Source organism: Streptomyces sp. NPDC058741 (genome assembly GCF_042746715.1).
Lineage (GTDB): Bacteria > Actinomycetota > Actinomycetes > Streptomycetales > Streptomycetaceae > Streptomyces.
Genome location: NZ_JBHYQH010000022.1, coordinates 82,274 through 99,486 on the forward strand (window position 1 = coordinate 82,274; position 17,213 = coordinate 99,486).

Annotated in this window: 12 protein-coding genes and 1 pseudogene; 4 read left to right on the forward strand and 9 right to left on the reverse strand. The window is 74.2% G+C overall.

Annotated elements, in window-relative coordinates:
* Nucleotides 1-96: 96 nt before the first annotated feature.
* Nucleotides 97-978 carry an NAD(P)-dependent oxidoreductase gene (locus ACFW6P_RS19435; protein ID WP_386424230.1) on the forward strand — a complete coding sequence of 294 codons (882 nt, stop codon included), beginning with the start codon at nucleotides 97-99 and terminating at the stop codon, nucleotides 976-978.
* A 108-nt stretch (nucleotides 979-1,086) separates the two neighbouring features.
* Here ACFW6P_RS19435 and ACFW6P_RS19440 read toward each other — a convergent pair whose 3' ends face one another.
* Nucleotides 1,087-2,595 (reverse strand): MFS transporter, encoded by a 1,509-nt coding sequence (locus ACFW6P_RS19440; RefSeq protein WP_386354097.1) that lies wholly within the window; start codon nucleotides 2,593-2,595, stop codon nucleotides 1,087-1,089.
* A 228-nt stretch (nucleotides 2,596-2,823) separates the two neighbouring features.
* Between ACFW6P_RS19440 and ACFW6P_RS19445 the strand changes: the two genes are divergently transcribed.
* The gene (locus ACFW6P_RS19445; protein WP_386354099.1) at nucleotides 2,824-4,314 is read left to right on the forward strand and encodes an MFS transporter; all 1,491 of its coding nucleotides are present in this window, start codon (nucleotides 2,824-2,826) and stop codon (nucleotides 4,312-4,314) included.
* A gap of 66 nt (nucleotides 4,315-4,380) precedes the next feature.
* Here the strand turns inward: ACFW6P_RS19445 and ACFW6P_RS19450 are convergent, their stop codons facing one another.
* Together ACFW6P_RS19450 and ACFW6P_RS19455 are read right to left on the reverse strand one after the other, a co-directional pair.
* Nucleotides 4,381-5,028 (reverse strand): DUF5701 family protein, encoded by a 648-nt coding sequence (locus tag ACFW6P_RS19450; protein ID WP_386354101.1) that lies wholly within the window; start codon nucleotides 5,026-5,028, stop codon nucleotides 4,381-4,383.
* A 224-nt stretch (nucleotides 5,029-5,252) separates the two neighbouring features.
* Nucleotides 5,253-5,438 (reverse strand): annotated as a pseudogene (locus ACFW6P_RS19455) (Lrp/AsnC ligand binding domain-containing protein); the annotation flags it as partial.
* Nucleotides 5,439-5,593: 155 nt separating this feature from the next.
* Here ACFW6P_RS19455 and ACFW6P_RS19460 point away from each other — a divergent pair.
* Both ACFW6P_RS19460 and ACFW6P_RS19465 read left to right on the forward strand, forming a co-directional pair.
* Nucleotides 5,594-6,019: a DUF779 domain-containing protein gene (locus ACFW6P_RS19460; protein WP_386354103.1), complete on the forward strand. Its 426-nt coding sequence runs from the start codon at nucleotides 5,594-5,596 to the stop codon at nucleotides 6,017-6,019.
* 509 nt (nucleotides 6,020-6,528) lie between these two features.
* Entirely contained in the window at nucleotides 6,529-7,308 is a 780-nt protein-coding gene (locus ACFW6P_RS19465) for a hypothetical protein (RefSeq protein ID WP_386354104.1), read from the forward strand.
* Nucleotides 7,309-7,399: 91 nt separating this feature from the next.
* On the opposite strand, the gene ACFW6P_RS19470 is transcribed toward ACFW6P_RS19465, so the two are convergent.
* The 6 genes from ACFW6P_RS19470 to ACFW6P_RS19495 all read right to left on the reverse strand — a co-directional run bounded on the left by ACFW6P_RS19470 (nucleotide 7,400) and on the right by ACFW6P_RS19495 (nucleotide 17,188).
* The gene (locus ACFW6P_RS19470; RefSeq protein WP_386354155.1) at nucleotides 7,400-8,884 is read right to left on the reverse strand and encodes an MFS transporter; all 1,485 of its coding nucleotides are present in this window, start codon (nucleotides 8,882-8,884) and stop codon (nucleotides 7,400-7,402) included.
* Between the two features lie 371 nt (nucleotides 8,885-9,255).
* Nucleotides 9,256-9,837, reverse strand: a complete 582-nt coding sequence (locus ACFW6P_RS19475; RefSeq protein ID WP_386354106.1) for an FAD-dependent oxidoreductase — start codon at nucleotides 9,835-9,837, stop codon at nucleotides 9,256-9,258.
* Between the two features lie 27 nt (nucleotides 9,838-9,864).
* Nucleotides 9,865-11,025, reverse strand: a complete 1,161-nt coding sequence (locus ACFW6P_RS19480; protein WP_386424231.1) for a substrate-binding domain-containing protein — start codon at nucleotides 11,023-11,025, stop codon at nucleotides 9,865-9,867.
* A 45-nt stretch (nucleotides 11,026-11,070) separates the two neighbouring features.
* Complete coding sequence (locus ACFW6P_RS19485) at nucleotides 11,071-12,150, reverse strand: ABC transporter permease (protein ID WP_386424232.1); 1,080 nt, start codon at nucleotides 12,148-12,150, stop codon at nucleotides 11,071-11,073.
* Nucleotides 12,147-13,697: a sugar ABC transporter ATP-binding protein gene (locus ACFW6P_RS19490; RefSeq protein WP_386354110.1), complete on the reverse strand. Its 1,551-nt coding sequence runs from the start codon at nucleotides 13,695-13,697 to the stop codon at nucleotides 12,147-12,149. Before ACFW6P_RS19490 ends, ACFW6P_RS19485 begins: the two co-directional genes overlap by 4 nt.
* 101 nt (nucleotides 13,698-13,798) lie before the next feature.
* On the reverse strand, nucleotides 13,799-17,188 hold the full coding sequence (locus ACFW6P_RS19495) for a SpoIIE family protein phosphatase (RefSeq protein ID WP_386424234.1): 3,390 nt from the start codon (nucleotides 17,186-17,188) through the stop codon (nucleotides 13,799-13,801).
* Nucleotides 17,189-17,213 lie beyond the last annotated feature (25 nt).

Genomic DNA, 17,213 nt, shown 5'->3' on the forward strand with positions numbered 1-17,213 from the left:
TCGTCATGAGCACACGGCTACTATTCCGGCTGTCATAGCGGCGGTTGCCGGGGCGCCGGGAACGGCTCCGCGGGGCCCGGGGAAGGCGGTGGGCTCATGTACGTCGGTTTCATCGGGCTGGGCGTCATGGGGCAGCCCATGGCCGTCAACCTCGCCCGTGCGGGGACGCCGCTCCTCGTCTGGAACCGCTCCACCGACCGGTGCGCACCGGTGCGGGAGGCTGGTGCCGAGGTCGCGGCGAGCGCCGCCGAGGTGTTCGAGCGGGCCGGCACCGTGTTCCTCATGCTGGCCGACGAGGCCGCCGTCGACGCGGTGCTGGATCGCGGCGGCCCGGGGTTCGCCGCGCGGGTCGCCGGACGGACGGTCGTCCACATGGGCACGACGTCGGCCGCCTATTCCTGCGGGCTCCAGGACGACGTCCGGGCGGCCGGCGGGCGTTACGCGGAGGCCCCGGTCTCCGGCTCCCGGGTCCCTGCCGAGCGGGGCGAACTGGTGGGGATGCTGGCGGGCGACGACGAGGCCGTGGCGGCCGTGCGGCCCCTGCTGGCGCCGCTGTGCCGGGAGACGTTCGGATGCGGGGCGGTGCCGGGCGCGCTGCTGATGAAGTTCTCGGTGAACCTGTTCCTCATCACGGTGGTCACGGGCCTCGCCGAGGCGTTCCACTTCGCCGACCGCCACGGGCTGGACCAGCGGCTCCTGCGGGACGTGCTGGACGCGGGCCCGATGGCCAGCCCGGTCTCCCGGATGAAGGCGCCCAAGCTGCTGGAGCGCGACTTCACGGTCCAGGCGGCCGCAGCGGACGTCCTGAAGAACAACCGCCTGATCGCCGAGGCCGCCCGGAGGGCCGGCCTGGCGTCCCCCCTCCTCGACGCCTGCCACGCCCTCTACGACGAGACGGTCACCCGGGGCCACGGCGGCGAGGACATGGTGGCGGTGCTGCGCGCCCTGGAGGCCAGGACCACCGGCGGAACAGGCTGAACGTGCCGTCCCACAGCCCCGGTCGGACTCATCCGTGGCGCGGGGGGGTTCCCGCGGGGCCCGATGACGGCGTTCGGCAGGGGACCCGCGGCGATGCCGCCGCGGCGGTCAGGAGTGGCGGGCGTGGACGGGGTTGTGGGCGACGTCGTCGGGACACGTGCGGTGCGGTTCCCCGCTGCGCCGGTCGCGCCGCCAGTCGTACGCCGCGAGGGCGAGGGACGCCAGCATGCCGGTGAGGGCGGCGCCGAGGGCGATGACGAGGGCCTCCCGGTAGTCGTCGCCCCGGCTGAGCACGAGGTAGAAGAGGCCGGGCAGGGCGGCGGTGCCCACGGCGGCGCCGAGCCGCTGGCCCGTCTGCAGGGCTCCGCCCGCCGCCCCCGCCATGTGCACGGGCACGTCCCGCAGTGTCATGGTGATGTTCGGCGAGATCACGCAGCCGCTGCCCAGGCCGCCCACGAACAGGGCCGGGGCGGCGACCCAGGGCGCGATGTCGAGGGGCGCGAGGCGGAGCAGCAGCGCGGTGCCGCCCAGGCCGAGGAGCACCCCCGCGAGGCCGCCCACCGTGAGCATCCGCCCGAGCCGGTCCACCAGCCGCCCGGAGACGACGGACGCGCAGGCCGAGCCGAGGGCGAAGGGCGTCACGGCGAGGCCGGACCGCAGCGGGGAGAAGCCGAGGCCGTGCTGGTAGAAGAGCGCGAAGACCAGCCAGATGCCGCTGAAGCCGACGAAGTACAGCGTGCCGATGCCGGCGCCGACGGCGTAGCCGCGCACGGTGGTGAAAAGCCGCGGGTCGAGCAGCGGCTGCCTGCCCCGGGCGACGAGGCGGTACTGCCACCGGGCGAAGAGGGCGAGCAGCGCGGCCCCCGCGAGGAACAGCCACCACAGCCGGCTCAGGCCGCCGGACTCCGCCTGGACCAGCGGATACATCAGGGCCAGGACCCCGGAGCCGAGGAGCAGCACGCCCGGCACGTCCACGTGGCCCCGGCCCGAGCGCGGTGTGCGGGGCAGCAGGCGTCGGCCGAGCAGGACGGCCAGGACGCCGATGGGCACGTTGACGTAGAAGATCCACCGCCAGCCCTGGCCGCCGTCGGCGAGCGCGAGGATGACGCCGCCGGTGAGGGGTCCGACGGCGGAGGAGATCCCGACGGTGGCGCCGAAGAGGCCGAACGCCCGGCCCCGCTCACCGCCCCGGAACATCTGCTGGATGAGCGCCGAGTTCTGCGGGGCCATGAAGCCGGCCGCCAGGCCCTGGCAGAGGCGGGCCACCACCAGCAGGGTGATGTTCGGGGCCGCTCCGCACGCCGCGCTGAACAGCACGAAGCCGCTGAGGGCGAGGAGGAAGATGCGGCGCCGGTCCAGTGCGTCGCCGAGGCGTCCGGCGGTGACAAGGGCCAGGCCGAAGCTCAGTGCGTATCCGGACACCACCCACTGCACCTCCGCGGCGGACGCGTGCAGCTCCCGCTGGATGGTGGGCAGGGCGACCGCGACGATCGAGACGTCCAGCAGGCTCATGAAACCGGCCACCAGGGTGACCCACAGGGCCTTCCACCGGCGGGGGTCCGGTTCGTGCCCGGCCTGCGCTTCCTGGTCCCGGCCGCCCGGCGCTGATGCTGTCACAGGAGTTCCTCTCACCAGGCGCGCGCTCTGCCCTGTCCAGTTCCCCACCAGCGCATCAGCACACCCGGCGGCGTGCTCGGCGGGGTACGGCGGACGGACGCGCGTCTCCTTCCGGGGTACCCGCGTGACGCGCGGTGGTCGGCCGGACGCCGCGCGAACGGGTTCGTTTGAGCGCGCCGGATCTGTGCAGGCGTTGTGCTGGTAAGGACGACCGGCGAGAGGAACGACGTGCCCGACAACGACGGGTCGGTGGATCCCGCGGCGGTGCGGCGGCACCGGGTGCTGTTCCGGGCGATGGAGAAGCGGCGGAATCCGAGGCTGCGCCGCAGCGACATCACCGTGACCGACGAGGCGGCGGTCCGGCGCGCCACGAAGGCGGCCGCGCTCGGCAACGCGATGGAGTGGTACGACTTCGGGATCTACAGCTATCTGGCCGTGACGATCGGGAAGGTGTTCTTCCCGTCCGGCAACGACACGGCCCAGCTGCTGAGCTCGTTCGCGACGTTCGCGGTGGCTTTCCTGGTGCGTCCGCTGGGCGGCATGGTCTTCGGGCCGCTCGGTGACAAGGTCGGCCGCAAGCGCATCCTCTCGCTGACGATGATCATGATGGCGGTGGGCACGTTCGCCATCGGCCTGATCCCCTCGCACGCCGTGATCGGCCTGTGGGCCCCGGCCCTGCTGATCTTCTTCCGGCTGGTGCAGGGGTTCTCCACGGGCGGGGAGTACGGCGGAGCGTCGACCTTCATCGCGGAGTACGCGCCGGACAGGCGGCGCGGGTTCTTCGGCAGCTTCCTGGAGCTGGGCACGCTGGCCGGCTACGTCGGGGCCTCCGGTCTCGTCGTCGTCCTGGAGAGCCTGCTCAGCGACGGCCAGATGCTGCAGTGGGGCTGGCGCGTCCCCTTCCTGGTCGCGGCCCCGCTGGGGTTCATCGGCCTGTACCTGCGGCTGAAGCTGGACGAGACGCCCGCCTTCCGGAAGCTGGAGGGGGGCACGGCCAAGGCGACCGAGGCCGCCGAGGCGGTGGAGACGTCGGCCACCGCCGACCTCGGGCGGATCTTCACCCTGTTCTGGCGCCCGCTGCTGCTGTGCCTCGCGCTCGTGGCGGCGTACAACATCACCGACTACATGCTGCTGTCGTACATGCCGACGTACCTGTCGGACGAGCTGGGGTACGAGACCACCCACGGTCTGCTGATCCTGCTGCTGGTGATGGTGCTGCAGATGTGCGTCATCAACCAGGTGGGGCGGCTTTCGGACCGCTTCGGGCGCAAGCCGCTGCTGATGGCGGGGATGCTGGGCTTCCTCTTCCTGTCCGTGCCCTCGTTCCTGCTGATCCGGCAGGGCAGCGTCGTCCTCGTCGTGCTGGGGCTGCTGATGATGGGGCTGTCGCTGGTGATGATGCTCGGCACGATGTCGGCGGCGCTCCCGGCGATCTTCCCGACACAGGTCCGCTACGGCTCCCTCTCGGTGGCCTACAACCTGGCGACCTCCGTCTTCGGCGGTACGACACCGCTCGTGATCACCGCGCTGATCAGCGCGTTCGACTCCACGCTCATGCCGGCGTACTACGCGACCGGCGCGGCTGCCGTGGGCGTCATCGCCGTGCTGTGCATGCGCGAGACGGCGAACAAGCCGCTGGCGGGCTCCCCTCCGTCCGTGGAGACGGAGCGGGAGGCCGCGGAACTGGTCCAGGCGCGGGCCCCGCGTCCCAGGTTCTGACGCCCGCACCGGTGGGGCGGGCGGCCCGGGCCGCCCGCCCCACCGGCCTGCTCGCAGGGGTCCGGCTCAGGCGCTGCGGCCCGTCGCCGAGGCGAAGCCCAGCCAGGTGTGGCGGTTGTTCCACCAGCACCAGCCGACCTTGGGGGCGCCGCGGCGGTCGCGGCCGTCCCGTCCCGTGCCGTTGCTGATCCAGATGGCCGGGGTGCGGGCGTCCAGCCTGCCGTCCGCCTTGCGCAGCCGGGAGCCGATGGTCATGAAGCAGCGGTTGCGCTCCAGGGCCTGCGGCTGCTGGAGCACCCAGTGGATGCCCTCGCTGAGCAGCAGGGGGGTGCGGCCGTCCCGGTTGAGGACGGGCAGCGCCTCCTCGGGGCTCCAGCCGGACAGGTGGTCGCCGCGGTCGACGCCGGTGACGAGGTAGAGGGGGGCGCCGGGCAGTTCGACGCCGCCGTCGGGTGCGAAGGCGTCGACGTCGGCCATGTCGACGACGACGAAGCCCGGCTTTGCGTCGCGGCGCAGCAGCGGGGCGAGGGCGGAGGCGGGAGCCCTGCCGGGGTGCACGGCCAGCAGGGCACCGTCGCCCTCGGCCCCGGCCGCGAAGGCCCGGACCTCCCCGGCGGACAGCCCGGCGATCTCGTGCACCCCCAGCTCGATCAGCCGTTCGGCCTGTGCGGTCAGGGCCGGGAGGGTGGGCAGGGCGGTGGTCGTGTCGGGCACGATGCTCCTCTGTTCGGTGATGTGGGCGTGCCCCTGGCTAACGGGCAGGTCCGCGGTGGCGTTCCTCCCTCCTGCTCCGGAAGGCGGCCTCGGCGACCCGGCGGGAGCCCGTGGGCGGACACGTACCGGGCGGCCCATACCCTCGAGGACACGGCGAGGACGGCGCCGGGCAGGTCGAGGGTCTCCCTCACCGGACCGCCCGGTGCGACGCCGCCGGCCGCTCGCTACGCGGGCAGCGGGCGGCCGTCCACCACGTGTTCCATCACGAGGGTGGAGGTGAGGCGCTGCACGCCGGGCAGCCGGGCGAGGCGCTGGTCGTGGAGCTGCTGGAAGGCGGCCAGGTCGGCGGTGGCCACCAGCAGCTAGTCCGGGCCGCCGAACAGACGCTGGGCCTGCAGGACGTGCGGAAGTGGACCGAGAAGGTGCCGCGGGACCTGCTGTAGCCACCGGCCGGCCCGGGAGCGGCGGAAACCGAAGCCTCACACGGCGTTCCCACCGCGCCGGGTCCCGGCCTACGGTGGGGATCCGGCGCCGCCGGAGTGAGACACAGTCCGGAGGGGATCACATGCCCGACCGTCCCGCCCCCGAGCCCCCGGCCACCACCCGCACGGCCCGCGTCGAGCTGACGCCAGCCGCCGAGGAGTTGCTGCGGCGGCTGACCGCGGCGCACGGGCCGGTGATGTTCCACCAGTCCGGCGGCTGCTGCGACGGCAGCGCCCCGATGTGCTACCCGCGCGGCGAGTTCCGGGTCGGCGCCTCGGACGTCCTGCTGGGACGGGTCGCGGGGGACGTCCCGTTCTGGATGAGTGCCGACCAGTACGCGTACTGGTCGCACACCCACCTCACCGTGGACGTGGTGCCCGGGCGCGGCAGCGGCTTCTCCCTGGAGGCCCCCGAGGGCGTCCGCTTCCTGATCCGCTCCCGCCTCCTCACCGAGGAGGAGCTGCGGCTCGCCGCGTCGGAACCGCCGCTGCCGACGGGCGCCGAGTGATCGACACGTCTTCGAAAAAGAGGACTTGCGGAAAAAGAGAAAAACCTGGGGCGTGAGGAAGACCGAGGGCAGGGACCCGGGCTGACCGCGCGCCTGCACGGGTTCGGCACCACCACGGTCCGCTTCGCCTACGCGGCGGCCGTCCTCGGCCGGGCCGTCCCGCCGGAGCTGGCCGCCCGCGTCACGGCCATCGGCGGCACGGCGGCGGCCGAGGCGACGGAGACGCTGCGCGCCGCCCGGATCCTGGCCGAAGGCGGCGGGCCCGGGGACACCCTGGAGTTCGTGCACCCGCTGATCGCCACGACGATCTACCGGTCCATCAGGCCGGGTCTGCGGGAGGGCATGCACGACGCGGCGGCTGAGGCCGTCCGGGCGGCCGGGTACGGTCCCGCCGCCGCGGCCCCGCACCTGCTGGACGTGCCCTGCGAGGGCAGCACCGAGGCGGTCACTGTCTGCGGCAGGCGGCCCGCCAGTATCTGCACTCCGGCGCCCCGGAGGCGACCCGGCGCATGCTGCAACGGGCCCTGCAGGAACCCCCGCTGCCGGAGCTGCGCGCCGTACTGCTGCACGAACTCGCCTGCGCCACCTTCCTCATCAAGCCCATGGCCGCGGTCGTGCATCTGCGGGAGGCGCTCACCGGGCCCGGCATCGAGCCCGAGCTGCGCGCGTCGATGGTGTACCGGCTGGCCCAGGCGCTGGCCCACACGGACCGGATGGCGGATGCCGCCACGGTGGCCGCCGAGGAGGCGCAGCGGGCCGGTCATCCCCGGATCCGGTTGCGGATGCAGGCCGACCACTTCGTGTGGAGCGCGTTCCGCACCGACGAGCGGGACTCCGCGGCCCGCTCTCGCTCGCTGGCCCGGCTGGCCGACCCGCTCACCGGCCGCGGCCTGGAGGAGCGGTACATCCTGGGCCTGCGCGCCTGGGACGCCATGATGTGCGGCGAGCCCCGGTGGAAGGCCCTGGCCTACGCGGAGCAGGCGTTGCGCGGCGGGCTGAGCTGGACCCACGAGAACCGAGGCTTCGAGGTTCCCGTCTCCGTGGCCCTGGTCTTCATGTACGGCGACCAGCCGCGCCGGGCCGAGGAACTGTTCGCGCGGGGCATGGCCGAGTGCGAGTCCAAGGGCTGGCGCGGCTCCCATCTGCCCCTCGGCCGGACGCTCTCCGCGTACCTCCGCTACGCCGGGGCTGCCTGGCCGAGGCCGAGAACCTGGTACGGGAGGGGCTGGGCATCGCCGACCGGGTGGAGGGCGCGGAACCCGCCCCGTGGTTCGCCGTCGGCATCCTGATCCAGACCCTCGTCGCCCGCGGCCGCGTGGCGGCGGCCCGCTCGGCCGCACGGGCAGGACCCGGTTCCCGTATGCCGCAGGGCCGGTGGTCTCAGCCCGGGCCGGAGGGCGTCGTCCCGCCCTGCAGGCGTTCCAGGTCGGAGGGTCGGACCTGGATGACGAACAGGGCGATCAGCGCGGCTGCGGCGGTGAAGATCGCGGCCATGACGAACGCGGCGGAGACACCGGCCGTGAGGATCTCGTCGGACCAGGGTTTGGGCAGCTGCCCGGTGCGTTCGAAGCCGAGGCGCTGGGCGGGGGTGGCCTGCTGGAGAAAGTTCTGGACCTGCTTCTCCGTCTCGTTGGTGCTGGCCGTGCCGAACATCGTGACCAGGATGGACAGGCCGAGGGAGCCGCCGACCTGCTGGGTGGCGTTGAGGAGGCCGGAGGCCGCGCCGGTCTCCGGTGCGGGCACGTTCGACAGCGCCATCAGGGTCAGCGACACGAACTCCATGCCCATGCCGAGGCTGAAGACGAGCATCGGGCCGAGGACGCTGCCGGCGTACGTGGAGTCGACGTCCGTCAGGGTGAGCCAGGCCAGCCCGGCCGCCGCCAGGATCGCGCCCAGCACCATGAACGGCTTGGGCCCGTACACCGGCAGGAACCGGGAGGCCAGTCCCGCGCCGATGGCGATGACCGCGCTGACGGGCAGGAAGGCGAGGCCCGCCTGGAGCGGGCTGAAGTCCAGCACGTTCTGCACGAAGAGCGTCAGGAAGAAGAACATGCCGAAGATCGCGGCGGCGAGGCACAGCATGATGCCGTAGGTGCCCGCGCGGTTGCGGTCGGCGAACATGTGCAGCGGCGTGATGGGCTGTCTGGAGCGCCGCTCGATCAGGATGAAGGCGGCCAGGAGGGCGACCGCCCCGGCGAACGAGGCGAGGGTGAACGGGTCGCGCCAGCCGTCCTGGGCGGCCCTGATGAAGCCGTAGACGAGCAGGACCATGCCCGCGGTGGAGGTGAGCGCGCCGGCGATGTCGAAGCGGCCGGGGTGGCGTTCGGACTCCTTGATCCAGCGGGGGGTGGCGAGCGCGATCAGCAGGCCGATGGGCACGTTGACGAACAGCACCCAGCGCCAGTTGAGCCACTCCACGAGCATCCCGCCCGCGAGCAGGCCGATCGCGCCGCCGCCGGCCGAGACCGCGGCGAACACCCCGAAGGCGCGGTTGCGTTCGGGCCCCTCGCGGAAGGTGGTGCTGATCAGGGCGAGGGCGGTCGGGGAGGCGATGGCGCCGCCGACGCCCTGCAGGGCGCGGGCGCCGAGGAGTTGGCCGGAGTTCTGCGCCAACCCGCCGAGCAGGGAGGCGAGCACGAAGAGCAGGACGCCGAAGATGAACACGCGCCGGCGGCCCAGGATGTCGCCGGCCCGGCCGCCGAGCAGCAGCAGGCCGCCGAAGGTGAGGGTGTAGGCGTTCACCACCCAGGACAGGCTGGTCGTGGAGAAGTGCAGCGCACTCTGGATGTGCGGCAGCGCGATGTTCACGATGGTGATGTCGAGGACCACCATCAGCTGGCACGAGGCGATGACGAACAGTGCCATCGCGTGTCCGCCACCGCCGGGCTTCCCGGTGGTGGTCGTCTGTGGGGAGGCCGGCTGCGGGCTGCTGCCTGCGGTGTCCACCGTTCGACGGTACGCCCGGCTCACCGGCCCCACCACTCGATCACCGCCGGCCCCGGCCGCCGCCTCCCGGCGAGGGCCGGCGCCGCACGGGGCGGTCAGTCGCCGGGGGGTGCGGGCCCGGCTCCGGCGGTGGCGGGGAGAACGAGTGGTGCCGGGGCAGCGGCGGCCACACTGTACGGCGTGCGACCGCTCACGGTGCGCGGAGGGCGGGTCTGGTGGCGCGGACCGTGGCGTGCCGTCCCGGCATGGCCCTGATCGACACGGACTCCCAGGAGGGCGGGAGTTCGCCGTCACGTCCGGACGTCGTGGGACTCGAGCCAGGCCAGGGCCTTGAGCCCGGGCCGCGTGCTGCCCGCGGACGGGAGCGGGGCGGGCCCGGAGTGGGCGAGGGTGACCCGGGCGCCGGGGCGGGCGAGGCGGATCACGGCGGCCAGTTCGACGCCGCCGGGGCCGCCCCCGACGACGAGGACGTGGCCGGCGGCGGCGACCTCGCGCTGGCGTTCCGCGAAGGACGTGGCGGCCTCCTCGGTGGTGCCGGTGGAGCGGGCGGGCTCGGGACAGTCGGCGCCGGTGGTGATCACGACCCGTCGTACGGCAGCCGCTCGCCGGTGGCGGGGCACGACCTGCCGCTCCGTGGTGTCGATCCGGACGGCCTTGCCCGTCGTCACCCGGCCGTGGGCCGGTAACCGGTCGTACGGGATGGAGGGGGTGTTCCTCCGCTCGGGGCGGATCCCGGCGCGCAGGCAGGCGACGCGGTGGAAGAAGACCTCCTTGCGGTCCACCAGCGTGACCCGGGCCGTGCCGTCCAGCCGCATCGCCAGCCGGACACCGGCGTAGCCGCCGCCGATCACCACTACGTCGCCGTCGTACACATGAAGGGATGGTCACGTGACGTCCCGTCACCTCCCCCAGATCTCCCGGTACGCCTCCCGGAAGCCGGTGGGGTCCCAGGACGAGGCGCCGTCACTGTTGCGTGCCGTGGCGATGTGGACGGGGGCCACGTACCCGCTGGCGGGGCGGCCCGAGAAGGCGCGGTTGAACTCGTCGACGATCTGCCAGCCCTGGAGCGCCAGCGGTTCGGGCACGGTGGCGGCCTGGTACTGCTCGGTGTTGATGCGCCGGAAGGCGGAGGGCGCGCCGTCGCCGGCGCCGATGTTGTAGGGCGGGCCGGAACCCTTCTCGCCGGCCGCGCGGAAGGCCGGGGCGGCGTCGGTGAAGTACAGGTCGTTGATGGCGACGGAGTGGGTCCACCGGTCCTGGAACCGGGAGAGCAGCGACGAGACCTCCCGCGGGGTGCGGCTGCCGGCGTCCGGGATCGGGATGTTCTCCACCGCCAGCAGCCGCACGCCCCGGCAGCTCCTCAGCTCCTTCTCGATGAGGTCGGACTTGTTGCGGGCGAAGGGGATCGAGGCGTCGGTGATGAGCACGACCCCGGCGCGGCCGTTCGAGTCGGCGATGATCCACTGGGCGCTGATGCGGGCCACGCCCTCGACCCGGGTGGTGACGTTGCTGAAGAGACCGGGCTGCTCGCCGGGGCCGGGCGAGGCCACCGCGTGCCAGCCCACGAGCGGGATGCCGCGCGCGCCGGCCCGCGCCACCTGGCGGGCCGTCGAGTCGGGGTCGAACCCGCCGACGACGATGCCCGAGGGGCGCAGGGCCACGGCCTCGCTCATGGCCGCCTGGATGCCGGCCGGGGTGCCTCCGCCGTCGATCACGCGGACCGTCCAGCCGATGGCCCGGGCGGCTTCCCGCACGCCGTCGGCGGCGCCGGCGACACCGGGGTTGGTCATCGTCTGGGCGACGTAGACGAGGGACTTGCCCGAGGCCGCCTCCGGGCCGCTGGTGGGCCCGCCCCAGGGGATGTCGGCCCGCTCCGCCTTCCGGACCGCTTCCCGGGCCCGGTCCTGGACGGCGGGACAGCCGCCGGTGCCGGTGGCGGTCTCCTGCGGGCCGCCCGAGGAACCACGTTCGCACCCGGTGAGGGCTGCGGCCGTGACCAGCAGGGCACAGGAGGCGAGCCGCCCGGTGCGGACTGCGGCGGCGCTGCGGATGCTGTACACGGGGAACTCCAGTGAGGGGGTCGACACGGCGGGATGCGCCGCGGGTCAGGGCGGTGCCGTACCCCCCTCCGGAACCGCGGGGGGCGGTGGCGGGGCGGCAGGGGTGTCGCGGGCGGCGGCACCGCCGCGCATGCGGCGGCGGGCGGCGTAGCCGGCGAGGCCCACGGCGATGAGCAGGGTGCCGCCGTGGAACAGCGGCACCGTCCAGAACTCGGCGCCCAGCTGGGCGATGCCGGTGAGCCCGACCGCCAGGACGGCGACGGCGACGACCGTGCCGAGGGCGTTGGGCCGCCCGGGTTTGATCGCGGTGGAGCCGAGCAGGGCGCCGACGAAGGCGGGCAGCAGGTAGTCGAGGCCGACGCTGGGGTTGCCGATCTGCTGCTGCGCCGCGAGCAGCACCCCGGCGCAGCCGACGATCAGACCGGAGGCTGCGAAGGCGTAGACGGTGTAACGGCGGGTCGGGATGCCGAGCAGGTCGGCCGCGCGCGGGTTGGAGCCGACGACGTACAGGTACCGGCCGAGCGGCAGGCGCTCCAGCAGCAGCCAGAGGACGGCCGCGAGGGCGAGCACGTAGAAGGCGGGCACCGGCAGGCCGAGGAACGAGGAGTCGTAGAGGTCCGTGAAGGCGGCGGGGAGGCCCTGCGGACCGGGGACGATGCGCCCGCCGTCGGTGATCCAGCCGGTCACCGCGTACATCATGCTGCCCGTGCCGAGGGTGGCGATGAAGGAGTCGATCCGGCCGAACTCGACGATGACGCCGTTGAGCACGCCCACGCCGAGCATGCCGGCGATCACGGTGAGGCAGGCGAGCGGCCAGGGCCAGTCCTGGTGGACGACGAGTTGCATCACCATCACGTGGGCCAGGCCCAGACCGTAGCCGATGGACAGGTCGAACGCCCCGGTGACGATGGGGACCATGGCGGCGAGCGCCAGGACGGCGGGGATCGACTGGCTGGACAGGATCGCGTCGACGGTGTCCAGCGTGGGGAAGGTGTCGGGCAGGGCGAGGGAGAAGGCCAGGTAGAGCAGGGCGGTGAGGACGAGCAGGCCGTAGGCGCCGACGTGGTGGCCGGCCGGGCGGTGCGGGCGCCCGGCGCGTCGCCGGTGCCGGACCGGGGTCGTCACGGCTGTCCGGCGGCGGCCGGGGGCAGGGCCGAGGCCGCCCGGGTGAGCCCGGCGACCGTGAGGTCCGGGCCGCTCAGCTCGGCCGTCACGGCCCCTCGGACGAAGACCAGGGCGCGCCGGCACACGTCGGCGACCTCCTCGAAGTCGGTGGACAGCAGCAGGACCGCGATCCCCGCCTCCAGCGCCTCGCCGAGCCGGCGGTGGATGGCGGCCTTGGCGCCGACGTCGACGCCCGCGGTCGGCTCCTCGATGATGAGCAGCCGCAGATCGGTGCGCAGCCAGCGGCCGATCACGACCTTCTGCTGGTTGCCGCCGGACAGGGTGGCGAGGGGTGCCTCGCTGTCGCGGGGACGCACGGAGAACCGGTCGATCAGGGCGGCGGCCCTGGCGCGTTCGGCCCGGGGGCCGATCCAGCGCGGTGCTCGCGCCCCTCCGGCGCGGGGGTTGGCCAGGAGGTTCTCCCGGACGGTCAGTTCGGGCAGGCAGCCCTCCCGCAGCCGGTCGCCCGGCACGAAGCCCACACCGCGGGCGACGGCGTCCGCGACCGTGCGGGGGCGGTACGGCCGTCCGAGCAGCGCGGCCCGCCCGCCCAGGAGCGGCAGGGCGCCGGCGAGGGCGCGGCCCAGGTCGGTGTGACCGGCGTCGGAGAGGCCGACCAGGCCGAGGACCTCACCCGCGGCGAGGCGCAGACCGACCGGGCCTGTCCGGGTGGTGCGGGCTCCGTCGAGGGCCAGGACGGTCGGTGCGGCCACGCGGTCCCGCGCGGGGCGGTGGACGGGCTGCGGTGCCTCCTCGCCGACGATGTCGCGCACCAGCCGGGCGGGGCGGTGGCCCGCGAGCCGGCCGTGGCTGACGAGCCGGCCGTCGCGCAGGACGGCGAAGGTGTCGGCGACCCGGTAGACCTCGTCGAGGCGGTGGCTGACGTAGAGCAGGCCGTGGCCCCGGTCGCGCAGGTCGTGCAGGACGCCGAAGAGCCGTGCGCTGTCCGCGGCGGGCAGCCGGGCGGTCGGTTCGTCGAGGACGACGACCTTCGCGCGGGCGGCCAGGGCCCGGGCGACGGCGACCAGTGAGCGGTCGGCCGGCGCGAGGGCGGAGACCTCCGCGTCGGGGTCGAGGTGCCCGGCGACGGTCCGCAGGGCACCGACGCAGCGTTCCCGGGTGCGCCGCCAGGAGATCAGCCCGCTCCGGCGGCCGTAGCCGGTGGTCAGGGCGATGTTCTCGGCGACCGTCATCCAGTCCACGAGTCCGAGGTCCTGGTGGATGAAGGACATGCCGCGGGTGGCGGCGTGGCTGCCGAGGGGTTCGCCGGCCACGGTGATCTGCCCCGTGTCGGCGTGGTGGACGCCGGCGAGCACCTTGATGAGCGTGGACTTCCCGGCGCCGTTGGGGCCGAGGAGGGCGAGGACGCTGCCGGCGTGGATGTCGAGGTCGACCCCGGCGAGCGCGACGGTCCCGCCGAACCGCTTCCCGAGCCCGCGGATCCGGACCAGGGGCTCCGGCCCGAGGGGCGAAGCAGCCTTCGTCGGCGTGTCAGAGGCGTCGCGCACCCTGTCAAATTACAGCATTTCGGGCACTCTTCGTCCGCTGGGACGTCGACGGCCGGCGGCGTCGGCCCACGGTGCGCGGTCTCCTTCACCCGGTGGGTGGGTCAGGCCGCGTCCAGCCCGCACTCGGCCCAGATGACCTTGCCCTCGGGGAGGTAGCGCGTGCCCCAGCTCCGCGAGAGCTGGGCGACGAGGAACAGTCCGCGCCCGCCCTCGTCGGTGGTGGCCGCCCGGCGCAGGTGCGGGGCGGTGTTGCTGGCGTCGGAGACCTCGCAGATCAGGGTGCGGCCGTACAGCAGCCGGACCCGGATGGGACCGGTGCCGTGCCGCATGGCGTTGGTGATCAGCTCGCTGAGGATCAGCTCGGCGGCGAACGCGGTCTCCTCCAGGCCCCAGTCGGCCATGCGGCGCGTCGCGCAGGCCCGGATTTCTCCGACGAGTGCCGGGTCCTCGGCGGGGAGGTCCCAGGCGGCGATCCGGTCCGGGTCGAAGGCGTGGGCGCGGGCCACGAGCAGGGCGATGTCGTCGCAGGGGTGCGCGGGCGCCACGGCGTCCAGGATCGCCCGGCAGGTCTCCTCGGGTGCGCGTTCCGGGTGGGCCAGGGCGGTGCTCAGACGGTCCAGGACCTCGTCGACGTCGCGGTGCCGGTCCTCGATGAGCCCGTCGGTGTACAGCACCAGCTGGCTGCCCTCGGGCAGGTCGACCTCGACGGCGTCGAAGGGCAGGCCCCCGAGGCCGAGCGGGGGACCGGCGGGCAGGTCGGGGTAGGTGACGGTGCCGTCGGGGTGGACCAGCGCGGGCGGCGGATGACCGGCCCGGGCCATCAGGCACCGCTGCGCGGCCGGGTCGTACACGGCGTACAGGCAGGTCGCGCCGATCACGCCGGCGCCCTGGCCGTCGGGGTCCTCCCGGTCCAGGCGCCCGACGAGGTTGTCGAGGTGGGTGAGGACCTCGTCCGGCGGGAAGTCGAGCTCGGCGAAGCTGCGGGCGGCGGTGCGCAGCCGGCCCATGGTGGCCGCGGAGAGCATGCCGTGGCCGACGACGTCGCCGACGAGGAGGCCGACGCGGGCGCCGGAGAGCGGGATGACGTCGTACCAGTCCCCGCCCACGTCCGACTCGGCGGGCAGATAGCGGTGGGCGACGTCGACGGCGTCCTGGTCGGGCAGGCCGTGCGGCAGGAGCCGGCGCTGGAGGGCCAGGACCATGGCGCGCTCGTGGGTGTACCGGCGGGCGTTGTCGATGGACAGGGCGGCGCGGGTGGCGAGTTCCTGTGCGAGCGAGCGGTCGTCGTCGCCGAAGGAGCTCCCGGCGCGGTAGAAACCGGCGACGCCCAGGACGACCCCGCGTGCGCGCAGGGGCACCGCGACGAGGGACCGGACGTGGCTCAGCAGGCGTGCGGTGTGCTCGGGGTCCTGGGCCAGCCAGCCGGCCGCCGCCTCCAGGTCCGGCTCCAGCACCGCCTCGCCGCCGGTCAGGCACCGCAGCTGCGGTGCCGTCGGCCCGTAGTCCATGCGTGCGCCCGGCGGGGTGAAGGGCAGGCCCTCGCGGACGCCGTGCACGACCGTGCGGCGCAGGTCGGCCAGGGGGTCGGCGGACTCCTCTCCCCGCAGGACGGCGTCGGACAGGTCGATGGTGACGAAGTCGGCGAGCCGCGGCACCGCCGTCTCGGCCAGCTCCTCGGCGGTACGGCGCACGTCCAGGGTGGTCCCGATCCGGGCACTGGCCTCGGACAGCAGCTCGAGGCGCCGCCGCGCGGCCAGGGCGTAGGCCCCGACATGCGGCTCCCCGACCATGAGCAGCCCACGCGCCGGAAACGCGGAGGCGGGACGGTCCCGGGGCGTCAGCGGCCCTGCGTCGGGGGTCAAGGGCCCGGCGTCGGGGATCAACGGGGTGTCGCCGGGGGTGGCAGGTGTCTTGCCGGGGGCGAGGGGGTCGCGGTCGGGCTGCAACGGGGCGCGGTCGGGGGTGTGGGGGCCGCGCTCGGAAGGTTGCGGGGCTCGGTCAGAGGGGTGCGGGCCCCGCTCGGAAGACAGCCGGGCAGGGTCAGGAGTGTCCGGGCCCCGCTCGGAAGACAGCCGGGCACGGTCAGGAGTGTCCGGGCCCCGCTCGGAAGACAGCCGGGCACGGTCAGGAGTGTCCGGGCCCCGCTCGGAAGACAGCCGGGCACGGTCAGGAGTGTCCGGGCCCCGCTCGGAAGACAGCCGGGCAGGGTCGGAGGGGTGAGAGCCGCGCTCGGAGGTCTTCGGACGTACGTCGGACGCCTCTGGGGCTGCCCCACCCGCAGGCGGCTTCGCCGCAGCCGCTTCGCCCGCCCCACCGCCCAGGCCACCGGCACGGCCGGTTTCGCCGCGCTCCGCGGGAGACGCGTCACCGCCCGGAGAGCCGGGCGGCTCGGCAGCCCGCCGCCCGTTGTCGGCCGGGACGACCGGTGCGGGACCGGCTCCCAGGAGCCCGGCGGGCAGGGTGAGCGTCGGGCGGGTGGGAAGCGGGACGGACACGGGGGCGGGAGGTGTCACCGCCTGACGCGGGAGCAGGAGGGATGGCCCCGCCGGGGAGTCCGACAGCACGGCCTCGACGGCGAAGCCCCGCGCTCCGGAGGCGTCGGCCATCGGACGGCTCACGAGGGTCACCCGCCGACCGTCCGGCAGCACCACGTCGACGGCGGCCCGCTGTGCGCGGGAGATCAGCTCGGCGGCCTTCTCCATCAGAAGCGCCTGATCACGCGGAGGGAACTCGCGCGCGAGCGCCTCCGCCGAAACGAGGCGACCGGAATCGGCACCGGCAGCACCGGTACCAGGGGCCTCGGCCCCGGCGGTCAGGTACGCCCGCAGCAGCGCCCGTTCGTGCGCCGAGCTCTGGCCCAGCAGCCGCCGTTCGATGCCCTCGGCCGCCTGGCGGATGGCGATGCCGAGCGCGGGGTGCTCGAAGCCGTGGGGATAGCCGAAGCACAGGACACCCTCGATCCGCCCGTTGAGCGGGTCACGCACGGGCAGCGCCACGCAGGCGCTCCGCTGGGAGCGCTCCGCGAAGTGCTCGGCGCCGTAGACGTGGATGAGCTGCCGCTCGGCCAGGGCCAGTCCGATGCCGTTGGTGCCGGCGACCTGCTCGGCGAAGACGAAGCCCGGGACGACCTGGATCGGCGGGAGGTTCCTGACCATCGCCGGGTCTCCGAACCGCCGCAGCAGGACCGTCCCGTCGGCGTCGGCGACCGAGATGTTCACCTGGCTCCCGGAGAACTCGGCCTGCAGCCGGTCGAGCACCGGCACGGCCGCGCGCACGATGCGGCCACCGGGATCGAAGTCGTCGGTGTAGGGCAGATCGGCACGGTCCGGCGAGAGGCCTAGGGACCGGCAGCGCTGCCACGAGTTCAGGATGGACGCCCGCACGCCCGTCCCGACCGCCTCGCCCTGCAGAAACCGCTCGCGAAGGCGGGCGGGCCCCGTGCCCTGTGTCGCACGACCCGCCGGCCGGGATTCCTCGCCGGACCGAACCACGCTCGCCTCTCTTGCGCCGGTGATG